The sequence below is a fragment of the Streptomyces sp. 8K308 genome, from assembly GCF_004348315.1.
GTDB lineage: Bacteria > Actinomycetota > Actinomycetes > Streptomycetales > Streptomycetaceae > Streptomyces.
The window spans coordinates 1-11,107 of the sequence record NZ_SMKC01000242.1 but is presented as its reverse complement, the minus strand read 5'-3'; the positions used below and the strand labels follow the sequence as shown (position 1 = coordinate 11,107).

At 73.6% G+C, this 11,107-nt stretch carries 8 protein-coding genes and 1 pseudogene; 4 read left to right on the top strand and 5 right to left on the bottom strand.

Going from position 1 to position 11,107, the window contains the following annotated elements:
* The 4 genes and pseudogenes from E1265_RS26165 to E1265_RS26150 all read left to right on the top strand — a co-directional run.
* Positions 1-327, top strand: a pseudogene (locus E1265_RS26165) (hydrolase); the annotation flags it as partial.
* 128 nt (positions 328-455) lie between these two features.
* Positions 456-2,318, top strand: a complete 1,863-nt coding sequence (locus E1265_RS26160) for a sialidase family protein (protein ID WP_132933468.1) — start codon at positions 456-458, stop codon at positions 2,316-2,318.
* Between the two features lie 36 nt (positions 2,319-2,354).
* The gene (locus E1265_RS26155; RefSeq protein WP_132933467.1) at positions 2,355-3,026 is read left to right on the top strand and encodes an NAD(P)H-binding protein; all 672 of its coding nucleotides are present in this window, start codon (positions 2,355-2,357) and stop codon (positions 3,024-3,026) included.
* A gap of 104 nt (positions 3,027-3,130) precedes the next feature.
* Positions 3,131-4,345 (top strand): sialidase family protein, encoded by a 1,215-nt coding sequence (locus E1265_RS26150; RefSeq protein WP_132933466.1) that lies wholly within the window; start codon positions 3,131-3,133, stop codon positions 4,343-4,345.
* A 12-nt stretch (positions 4,346-4,357) separates the two neighbouring features.
* On the opposite strand, the gene E1265_RS26145 is transcribed toward E1265_RS26150, so the two are convergent.
* The 5 genes from E1265_RS26145 to E1265_RS26120 all read right to left on the bottom strand — a co-directional run.
* Positions 4,358-5,281 carry a dihydrodipicolinate synthase family protein gene (locus tag E1265_RS26145; RefSeq protein WP_132933465.1) on the bottom strand — a complete coding sequence of 308 codons (924 nt, stop codon included), beginning with the start codon at positions 5,279-5,281 and terminating at the stop codon, positions 4,358-4,360.
* Between the two features lie 25 nt (positions 5,282-5,306).
* Positions 5,307-6,353 carry an ABC transporter ATP-binding protein gene (locus tag E1265_RS26140; RefSeq protein WP_132933469.1) on the bottom strand — a complete coding sequence of 349 codons (1,047 nt, stop codon included), beginning with the start codon at positions 6,351-6,353 and terminating at the stop codon, positions 5,307-5,309.
* A gap of 11 nt (positions 6,354-6,364) precedes the next feature.
* Positions 6,365-8,671, bottom strand: a complete 2,307-nt coding sequence (locus E1265_RS39640; protein WP_243741116.1) for a dipeptide/oligopeptide/nickel ABC transporter permease/ATP-binding protein — start codon at positions 8,669-8,671, stop codon at positions 6,365-6,367.
* Positions 8,668-9,627: an ABC transporter permease gene (locus E1265_RS26125; protein ID WP_132933464.1), complete on the bottom strand. Its 960-nt coding sequence runs from the start codon at positions 9,625-9,627 to the stop codon at positions 8,668-8,670. Before E1265_RS26125 ends, E1265_RS39640 begins: the two co-directional genes overlap by 4 nt.
* Positions 9,624-11,107: ABC transporter substrate-binding protein (locus tag E1265_RS26120; protein WP_132933463.1), on the bottom strand; the 1,484-nt coding region annotated here is incomplete at its 5' end. The genes E1265_RS26120 and E1265_RS26125, both read right to left, overlap by 4 nt.

Sequence of the window (11,107 nt, the reverse complement as noted above, 5' to 3'; positions counted from 1 at the left end):
GTCAACCCGGTGGGGCGCGGGGACCCGTTGGACACCGCGCACCAGCTCGTGGCGCGCGGCCTGTGCCGCCCGGCCGATGCCTACCGGGCGGTCAGCGGCCGGGCCAGGGCCGCGCTCGGGCTGCCCGAGGTGCGGATCGAGGCGGGATTTCCGGCCGAGCTGCTCGCGGTGCGGGGACGCACGGTGGCCGACGCGCTCTCCCTCGCGTACAGCAGGCTGGTGATCCACCGGGGCCGAATCGTGGCCAGGACCAGCGCCGTTCGTGAGTACTGCGGAGCGGCGGCGGCCGGTGGGCCCGAACTCCCGCGGCAGGCCACCGGATACTGATCGGCCACGGCTCCTTGTCATGGTCTTCGCAACAGGAGACACTTCGTGACGGTTCGTCGGACGTGGGATGTCGGACGAACCGAGCCGCATTCGTCGAGCGATGCCCGAGCCGGAAGGCAGGTCCTGGCATGGCGTTGACCCTTCGTCGCGCGGCGGTCGCCGTCGCGACCCTCGCTCTCACCCTCGTTCCCGTTCCCTCACTGGCCGCCGCCCCGACGGAGCCGGATCCGGCGGCCATCGAGCAGCAGGTGATCTTCCGCGCCGCCGAGGACGGCGGCTACGCCTGCTTCCGCATCCCCGCGATCGTGCGCACCAACGCCGGCACGCTGCTGGCGTTCGCCGAGGGGCGCACCAACGACTGTTCGGACGGCGGCGACATAGACATCGTCATCAAGCGGTCCACGGACGGTGGCCGCACGTGGAGCCCGTACCAGGTGATCGACGAGGGCGCGGGCGACACGCACGGCAACCCGGCGCCCGTCGTCGACACGAGGACCGGCCGGATCCTCCTGCCGTCCACCCGCAACGCCGGCGTGCCGGGCGGCGGCGACTGCCAGGTGCCGTGCGAGCGGATCCCGTACCTCTCCTACAGCGACGACGACGGCCTGACCTGGTCGGAGCCGCGCAGCCTGGCCGAGGAGCTGCGGCCCGCCGACTGGAACTCGTGGTACGCCACGGGCCCGGTGCACGGCGTCCAGCTGACCCGGGGCGAGCACGCCGGCCGGCTGGTCTTCACCGTCAACGCCGAGAGCTACGCGGACGGCCGCACCACGTACAACCACGCGGCGCTCGCCTACAGCGACGACGGCGGGGACAGCTGGACGCTCGGCGCGGTGGACAGCTACCCGGTGGGCGCCGACGGCACCTGGCGGCAGCGGCCATCCGAGGCGACGCTGGCCGAACTGCCCGACGGCACCCTCTACATCAACGGCCGCGAGCAGAGCGGCACCGACCTGGGGCACCGCACGCACGCCTGGAGCACGGACGGCGGCGAGAGCCTCACCGCGCCCTACCGGACCGTGCCCGATCTCTACGCGCCGCAGGTGCAGGGCTCGGTGCTGCCCTTCGGCGACGAGCGGCTGCTGCTCGCGGTGCCGTCCGATCCCGACCGGCGGCGCCGCATGATGGTCCGCTCGTCCTGGGACGGCGGCCGGACCTGGGAGAGCGTGGACCAGGGTGCGCTGGTGACCACCGACTGGTCGGGCTACTCGGACATGGTCAGGATCGACGCGGCGACGGTCGGCCTGATGTACGAGGCGGGTCCGGTGGACGCGCGGGACGAGATCAGGTTCGCGCGCTTCGGCGAGGACTTCCTCGGGCCACGGGACGACGCCGGGCCCACGACGCGGGACGCCGCGCGCGACGCCTCGCCCGCCGCGGTGCTCGGCGGCGCGGCGACGACGCGCGGGCGGTTCGGCCCCGGCCTGTCCTTCGACGGCGTGGACGACGCGGTGCGGCTGCCGTACCGGGATGAACTGCCGCTTGGCCACGGCGACTTCACGGTGAGCCTGTGGTTCAGGTACGAGGCGACGAGCGGACAGCACCCGTTCCTGTGGATGGGCGGGGTGGGCGCGAACAATCCACAGGTGTGGATCCGCGCCGAGCCCGCCAGCGGGCGGATCCGGGCGCTGATGACCGCCAGGGACGGCGGGTCGGCGCCCGCCTCGGCCTTGGTGGACGCGCCGGGCGCCTACAACGACGGCCGGTGGCACCACCTGGCGTTCACCCGCGCCGACGGCGGTCTCTCGCTGTCGGTGGACGGCGGCGCGCCGGTCGTCGCGGCCGACGTGGCGGGCAGCGTCAGCCGCAACTCTACGTTCGGCGTGCACCTGGGACAGCGCGCGGACAGCCTGCAGTGGATGTCGGGGTCGCTGGACGAGGTGCGGGTCTACGACAGGGCGCTGTCCGCCGGCGAGTTGACGTGGCTGCGGGCGCTCAACGTCGGTCCGCGTGGCGCCGTCGCGTCACTGCCGCTCGACCGCGTCAGGTAGCGGCGGCGGGCGACGGCATGGCGTACGGTCGCGGGTATGCGCACAGTCATCGCAGGTGGACACGGAAAGATCGCGCGGCGGCTGGAGAAGCTGCTGGTGGCACGGGGCGACGAAGCGGTGGGCCTGGTCAGGAACCCGGACCACGCGGCGGAGTTGCGGGCCCTCGGCGCCGAACCAGCGGTCTGCGACCTGGAGTCGGCGTCGGTCGCGGAGGTGGCACGCTCACTGGAGGGTGCGGACGCTGCGCTCTTCGCGGCGGGCGCGGGCCCAGGCAGCGGGGCGGCCCGCAAGGAGACGATGGACCGGGCCGGCGCCGTGCTGTTCGCGGACGCGGCCGAGTTGGCCGGGGTGCGGCGGTTCCTCGTGGTCTCGGCCATCCACGTGGACCGGGAGCCGCCGCCCGGCACCGACCCGGTGTTCGCGGCCTACCTGCGGGCCAAGGCGGCGGCGGACGCGGACATCAGCGCCCGCACCGGGCGCCTGGCGTGGACGATCCTGCGGCCCGGCGGGCTCACCGACGAGCCGGGCACCGGGCTGGTGACGCTCGCGGAGTCGGCGGAGCGCGGCTCCATCAGCCGGGACGACGTGGCGGCGGTGCTGCTCGCTCTGCTGGACACCCCGACCACGACGGGCCTCACGCTCGACCTGGTGAGCGGGCCGACGCCGATCGCCCAGGCGGTCTCGGACGCGGCCCGCGTCGCCCGCTGACCCCGGCGGGTGCCCCGCCGGGGAGGCCGCCGGGCAGGATTGTCGGCGGCAGGGGTTACGGTGAGTAACGACCAGTCGGTCACTGAAGGAGTGGGGGAAGGCCCATGGGTTCCTGGCACAGGGTGGCGCTCGGCGCCGCGGTCGTGATGTTGGTCGGCGCCACCAGCGCCGGCTGTGGTGGTTCGGCCGGCGGTTCGGAGCCGGAGCGCGTGACGTCCGTGCCGTTCGTGTCCGGCGAGGGCGGCTACGACACGTACCGGGTGCCGGCCGCCGTCACCACGCCCAACGGGGTGGTGCTGGCCTTCGCCGAGGGTCGGGTCGGCGGGGCCGGGGACAGCGGCGCGATCGACGTCGTCGTGCGCCGCTCGGAGGACGGCGGCCGCACCTGGGGGCCGCTCGACGTGGTGGCCCACGGGGACGGCGACACCCGGGGCAACCCGGCGCCCGTGATAGACCCGGAGACCGGCCGGCTCGTGCTGCTCACCTGCTACAACAGCGGCGAGGTCACCGAGGCCGAGATCATCCGCGGCGAGGTGACGCCCGAGCAGAGCCGCCGCGTCTTCGTGCAGTACAGCGAGGACGACGGCCGCTCCTTCACCGAGCCCCGGGAGATCACGGCGGACGTCAAGCCGGAGGACTGGCGCTGGTACGCCACGGGGCCGGGGCACGCGCTCGCGCTCACCGAGGGCCCGCACGCCGGGCGGCTCGTCGTCCCGGCGAACCACTCGGCCGCGCCGCCCGCCGGCTCGACCGACACGGGCGAGGAGCCCAAGTACTACGGCTCCCACGCGCTGATCAGCGACGACGGCGGGGAAAGCTGGCGCCTCGGCTACGTGGACGACAGCTACGACGGCGTCATCAACTCCAACGAGTCGACCGCCACCGAACTGCCGGGCGGCGAGATCTACTTCAGCGCCCGCGACCAGCACGGCAGCAGCACGGGCAACCGGGCCGACGCCGTGTCGGCGGACGGCGGCGAGTCGCTCGAGGGCGGCACCTTCGCCATCCAGGACAGCCTCAACGACGTGCCGGTGGTGCAGGGCAGCGTGCTGCGCCCGGCCGGTGACGAGTCGCCGCTGCTGTTCTCGGGGCCGTCCAACCCGACCGCCAGGGAGGCCATGACGGTCTGGCGCAGCGACGACGAGGGCCGGTCGTTCAGCCGGGTGATCACGCTCTCCGCGCTGCCGGCGGCCTACTCGGACCTGGTGGCGGTGGACGAGGCGGCGGCAAACGGGGAAAAAGTGGTCGGCGTGCTGTACGAGACGGGCGACGAGGGCCCCTACGAGCGGATCGAGTTCCGCTGGCTCGGGTCGTTGTAGGGGCGGGGGCGGTCAGCGGAGGCCGGCGGCGCGCAGCAGGTCGCCGACCCGCGCCTCCTCATCGGCGGAGAGCGGGATCTGCGGCTCGGCCGTCGTCGCGTGGTCGATGACGCCCCGCAGCCGCAGCGCCGTCTTGAACGCGCCGATGGCGGCCGAGCCACGGCCCATCCGGTCGGGTGGGGCGGCGCCCACCATGGCGAACAGGGCGAACAGCCGCTCCTGTTCGGCCCGCGCCAGGTCCCACTCGCCGGCCGTCGCGTGCCGCACGAGGCGCACATAGCCGTGCGGGTCGACGTTGCCGAGTCCGGGGACGACGCCGTGCGCGCCGATCAGCAGGGCGGTGTCGACGAGGAGTTCGGAGCCGGTGAGGACGCTGAAGTCGGCCGGGGCGCCGACCACGATCGCCCGCAGCGTGGCCTGGTCGCCGCTCGAGTCCTTGAGCCCGGCCAGCGTCCCGTCGGCGGCGAGGCCGAGCACCAGGTCGGCGTCGAGCTTGCTGTGCACGGAGGACGGCAGGTCGTAGGCGAACAGCGGGGCGCCGGTGTGCTTGGCGATCAACTGGAAGTGCCGGGCGATCTCCACCGGGTGGGTCCTGGCGTAGAACGGCGCGGTCGCCACCAGGGCGTCGGCGCCGGCGGCGAGCGCCGTCTCCGCGTGGGCCAGCACGCGGGGCGTGGTCATGTCGATGGCGCCGGCCAGCACGGGCAGCGCGCCGGCCACGTGCCTGGTCACCGTCTCGACCACGAGGCGGCGCTGGTGGTCGGTGAGATAGGCGGCCTCGGAGCTGGACCCGAGGACGAAGAGGCCGTCGACGCCGGCGCCGACCAGGTGGTCGACCAGCCGGGTGAGCGAGCGCGTGTCCACCGCGCCGGCCGGGGTGAGGGGGGTGCAGACGGGCGGGATCACTCCGGTGAGACGGCCGGCGGGCAGGGTCATGTGCGTTCCCTCATGTGCGTTTCGCTCAGGTTCTTTGCTCGGTGCGGTGCTCGGTGCGTGCCTGGGAGGTGGCGGCTCGGGCGCGGCGCGCCTGGTCGACGAGGTCGCCGGTGGACTCCGCGCCGGCCACCGGGTGGTGGCAGCGGTACCGATGGTCGCCCTCGTCGGACGCGAAGTCCGGCATCGACGCGGCGCACGCCTCGTCCGCCTTCCAGCAGCGGGTGCGGAACGGACAGCCGCTCGGCGGGTGCACGGCCGAGGGCACGGGACCGACCAGCGGGATCGGCTGGATCGGGTGCAGCAGCCCGGGCGTGGCCGAGAACAGCGCCCTGGTGTACGGGTGCCGCGCGTGCGCGGTGACGCGCGCCGCCGGCGACTCCTCGACGACGCGGCCGAGGTACATGGTGACGACGCGGTCGCTCATCCGGCGCACGGTCTGGATGTCGTGCGAGACGAAGACCAGGGCGAGGCCGAGCCGCTCCTTCAGGTCGAGGAGGAGGTTGAGTATCTGCGCGCGGACGGACACGTCAAGCGCGCTGGTGGGCTCGTCGGCGATCAGCAGCTCGGGTTCGAGGGCGAGCGCGCGGGCGATGGCCACCCGCTGCCGCTGGCCGCCGGAGAGCTGTCCCGGCAGCGCGTCGGCGAGCGATCGGGGGAGACCGACCAGGGCCATCAGCTCGCGGACCCGCTCGGCGCGCTGCGCGGGGGTGCCGCGGCCGTGCACGTCGAGCGGGTCGCGCAGCACCCGGCGGATCGGCAGCCGGCGGTTGAGCGCGGTGGCCGGGTCCTGGAAGACCATGCCGAGCCGGGTGCCGACGGTCACGCGGCGCTCGGCGGCCGGCATCGCCCACAGGTCGCGGCCGCGGTGCGCGACGGTGCCGCTCGTGGGGCGCTGCACGCCGATCAGCACGCGGGCCAGGGTGGACTTCCCGCACCCCGACTCGCCGACCACGCCGACGGTCTCGCCGGGCGCCACGGTCAGGCTGGCGCCGGTGAGCGCGTACACCTTGTCCCTCCTGAACAGGCCGCCGCTGCGCGCCGCGAAGACGACGTGGGCGTCGGTGACGGCCATCAGCGGCTCGCTCACGGGGCCACCTCGCTCTCTCGGCTCTCGCGGCTCTCTCGGATGGCTGGGTGGTGACACAGGACGAGGTGCCCGGGGCCCTCGGCCGGGCGCTCCGGCGGCACGGCGGCGCACTCCGCGTCGGCGAACGGACAGCGGTCGGCGAACCGGCAGCCGGGCGGGAAGTCGGCGGGCGAGGGAACGACGCCCGGGATCTGGGTCATGCGCTCGGCCGTGGCCTCCAGCGAGAGCACGGAGCCGAGCAGGCCGCGGGTGTAGTGGTGGGCCGGGGCCGCCACCAGGTCGGCGGTGACGCCGGTCTCCACGATGTGCCCGCCGTACATCACGGCGACGCGGTCGGTGACGTCGGCCACCAGCGCGAGGTCGTGGGAGACGAGGATCAGCGCGAACCCGAGCTCCTCACGGAGCCTGAGCAGCAGCTCGATGACCTGCGCCTGGACGGTGACGTCGAGCGCCGTGGTCGGCTCGTCGGCGACGATCAGCCGCGGGTCGCGGGAGAGCGCCATGGCGATGAGGACGCGCTGGCGCTGGCCGCCTGACAGCTCGTGCGGGTAGCTGCGGAGCACCCGCTCCGGGTCGAGGCCGACGAGTTCGAGCAGTTCGGCGGGGGTGCGGCGGCCGCCGCGGCGGACCAGCTGCCTGAGCTGGGCGCGGATGGGCATGGCGGGGTTGAGGGAGGAGAGGGCGTCCTGGTACACCATCGCCATCTCGTGGCCGAGCAGCCGCCGCCGCTCGCGGGCCTTCAGGCCGAGGAGTTCCCGGCCCTGGAACCGCACGCTGCCGCCGATCCTGGCCTCGCGGGGCTGGAGGCCCATGACGGTGAGCGCGGTGAGCGTCTTGCCGCAGCCGGACTCGCCGACCACGCCGAGCACCTCGCCGGGTCGTACCTCGAAGCTGACGCCGGCCACGATGTCGGTGTCGCCGAAGCCGACGACCAGCCGGTCGACGGCCAACACGGGCTCCCCCGCCCGCACGCCTTCATCCCGCCGCAACCTCCGCCCGGCCTCGGCCAGCACGTCGGAGAAGGGGAAGCCGTCCGCCGACCCCACGAGCACCTCGTCCGCCCGCGCCGCCGGCACGGCGGCGGCTCCGCCGCCAGGGCCGGCGGCCTCCGCGGACTCCTCGGACGGCGCCGGTCGGGCGGCCGGCAGGCCGGCTGCGGCGTCCGTCGGCGCCTCCGGCACCGCCTCGCCGTCACGCTGCCCCGCCGCGTCGGCGGCCAGGGCCGCGCCGGAACGGTCGGCGTCCCCGGACGACTGGCGCGGGCCCGCGTCAGCCTGGCCGGTGGCCTCCACGGACTCCTCGGACGGCACCGGCCTGGCGGCCGGCGGGCCGGCCGTGACCGCGTCCGGCACCCCCTCTCCCCCACCGGCGGCGGAGCCCCCGGCCCGGTCGGCGGCCCGGGTGCCGGCGGCGGTGCCGCCGGACGCGTCGCGCGGCGCCGCAGCGCCGGTCGGCTCTCCCGGCGCCTTCGGCGCCGTGCGCGCTGACGAGCCGGCCGCCAGGGCCATCGTGTCGGAGAGGGACTCGGAGAGGATGTTGAGGCTGAGGACCGTCACCAGCATCAGGAGGCCGGGGAAGACCGTGGCCCACCAGCCGCCGAGGAGCACCATGTTCTTGCCGTCGGCGATGACGCTGCCCCAGGACGGCTCCGGCGGCCGGACGCCGGCGCCGATGAAGGAGAGGGACGCCTCGAAGACGATCGCCTCGGCCACCATCACCGTGCAGAAGACCAGCACCGGCGCCGCGCAGTTGATCGCCACGTGCCGGATCAGGATGTGCGGCGTGCGGGCGCCGATGATCCGTTCCGCGACGACGTAGTCCTCGCCGTACTGGGCCATCACGTTGGCCCGCACCACCCGCGCCACCGGCGGGATGTTGAGGAAGGCGATGGCGCAGATCAGCACCGGGACGCCGCCGCCGAAGACGGCGATGAGGACCGCCGCGAGCGCGATGCCGGGGAAGGCCATGACCACGTCGAGGCCGCGCATCACCGCCTCGTCCACCGCGCGCCGCGAGGTGGCGGCGATCGCGCCGAGCACCGCGCCGGCCAGCAGCGCGAGCAGCGTCGCGCCGAGGCCGATGGCCAGCGACCAGCGGGCCCCGTGCATCAGCCGGCTGAGGATGTCGCGGCCGAGGCTGTCCTGGCCCATCCAGTGGTCGGCCGATGGGCCCTCCACGGTCGGCGCCTGCTCGTACGGATCGTGCGGCGCGAGCAGCGGGGCGATGAGCGCGGTGAGGACGACGACCGCGAGGACGCCGAGCGCGATCCGCGAGGGTATCGGGAACCTGCGCAGCCACCTCATGTCGCGCTCCTGAGCCGGGGGTTGACCAGCAGGTAGAGGATGTCGATCAGCAGGTTCACGACCACGAAGCCGACGGCGGTGGTCAGCACCACGCCCTGGACCACGGCCGGGTCGCCGTTGCGCACCGCGTCGATCATCAGCTTGCCCATCCCCGGAAGCGCGAAGATCGTCTCGATGACGACGGCGCCGCCCAGCACGTAGCCGACCCGCAGGCCGAGCACGGTCAGCGGGTTGATCAGCGCGTTCCGCAGGACGTTGCGCCCGACGACCACCACCGGCGGCAGGCCGCTGCCGACGGCGGTGCGCACGTAGTCCCTGTCCAACTCCTCGACCACGGCCGTCCGCACGATGCGGGTGAGCTGCGCGGCGACCGGCAGCGAGAGCGCGAGCGCCGGCAGGGTCATGGTCTCCAGCCAGCCGGTGAACGAGTCGTTGGGGTTGATGTAGCCGCCGGTCGGGAACCAGCCGTTGTCCACGGCCGCGTACTGGATGAGCAGCAGCGCCAGCCAGAACGCCGGGGCGGCGACGCCGGTCAGCGAGACGACGCGGATCAGCTGGTCGGGCAGCCGGTCGCGGTAGACGGCCGCGGTGACGCCGAAGACCAGCGCGAGGACGACGGCGAAGCCCAGGCCAAGGAAGGCCAGTTGCATGGTGAGCGGCAGCGCCGTCGTCACCTGGTCGATCACGGGCGCGCGGGTCAGCACGCTGATGCCCATGTCGCCCTGGAGCAGGTCGCCGACGAAGTCGACGTACCGCACCGGCAGCGGGTCGAGCAGCCCGTTCTCCTCACGGAACTGGTGCAGTTGCTCCTGGGTGGGGTTGGCGCCCATGAAGTAGGCGGAGGCCGGGTCGGCGTCGGAGAACCGCATGACCAGGAAGACGAAGAGGACGATGCCGAGCAGCAGCGGCACCAGCAGCAGCACCCGCCGCAGCACCATTCGGACGACGATGATCACGACGAGGCCCGTGCCCTTGCCTGGAGCAGGTTGATGCCGGGGTAGGGCTGCGCCCGGACGCCGACGATCCGGTCCGGGTCCCAGGCGGTGAGCAGCTCGTTGTGCACCACGGGGTAGAGGACGGCCTGTTCGGCGATGACGTCCAGGTACTCGTGGACGAGTTCGAGCTTGCGGTCCGGGTCCGGCTCCTCGGTGGCGCGGTCCATCATGGCGAACAGCTCGCCGGCCTCGTCGGTGGTGTCCCAGCCGGTGTAGGCCATCCAGGTGCCGCCCGCCGTGTAGTTGTAGCGGAGGATCAGGTCGGGGTCGAGGCCGAACTGGTTGGGGTTGGAGACGGCCGCGACCACCTGGTAGTCCTGGTTCTGGTCCATCTTGGCGAACAGCGCCGAGGTCTCCTGCGGTTCGAGCGTGGTGCGCACGCCGATCGCGTCCCAGCACTCCTTGATGGTGGGCAGGCAGTCGACGGCCCAGCTGACGTTCACCGACATCAGGGTGAGGCTCAGGTCGCCGACGCCGGCCTCGTCGAGGAGCTGGCGGGCGCGCTCGGGGTCGTACGTGTAGACGGTGGCGGCCGGGCGGTGCGCCGGGTGGTCCTCGTTGAGGAACGAGGTGGCCGGCCGGCCGTTGCCGCGGAGCGCGACGTCGACGATCTGCTCGGTGTCGATGGCGTAGAAGAGCGCCTGCCGCACCCGCACGTCGTCGAACGGCGGGTTGTTGGTGTTGAACATCAGGAACAGGTGGTTCATGCCGGCGCCGCCCGCCACCTCGAGGCCGTCGCCGCGCAGCTGCTCGATGTTGGCGTACGGGATGTTGTCGGCGATCTGGGCGTCGGCGCTGCCGCCGGATATCCGGGCGACGCGGGGCGCGGCGTCGATGACCGACAGCCAGTTCATGGTGCGGAAGGTGGGCGGCCGGGGGCCGTTGTAACCGTCGAACGCCTCGAAGACGGTGTTGGACTTGGGCGTGTGGGCGGCCTGCCGGTAGGGGCCGGAGCCGAGCGCGAAGCCGCCGGCCGCCTCGTCCCAGGCGCCCTCGCGGCTGAAGACGTGCCTCGGCATGATCTTGGCGATGGTGAGCCGGGGCGCCGCGTCGGGGAAGGGGAAGCGGAACTCCAGCTCGACGGAGCGCTCGTCGAGCGCCCTGACCTCGGCGAGCCAGGTGACGAAGAAGGAGCGGGTGAGGGTGTTCGCCTCGGCGTCCAGGATCCGCTCGAAGGTGAACACCACGTCCTCGGCGGTGACCGGCTCGCCGTCGTGCCAGACCGCGCCGTCCCGCAGGGTGAACTGCCAGGTGGTGGCGGTCTGGTCGATCGGCAGGGCGGTGGCGAGCGCCGGGTAGGGGGCCCGGGTGATGGGGTCGGTGTCGAGCAGCCCCTCGTAGATGTGGTTGTTCCCCGCCATGCCGAAGGCCGAGGCCGTCATGGTGGGGTCCCAGCTGCCGTCGTTGCCGTAGCCGATGACGGCGGTGATGTCGGTCATTC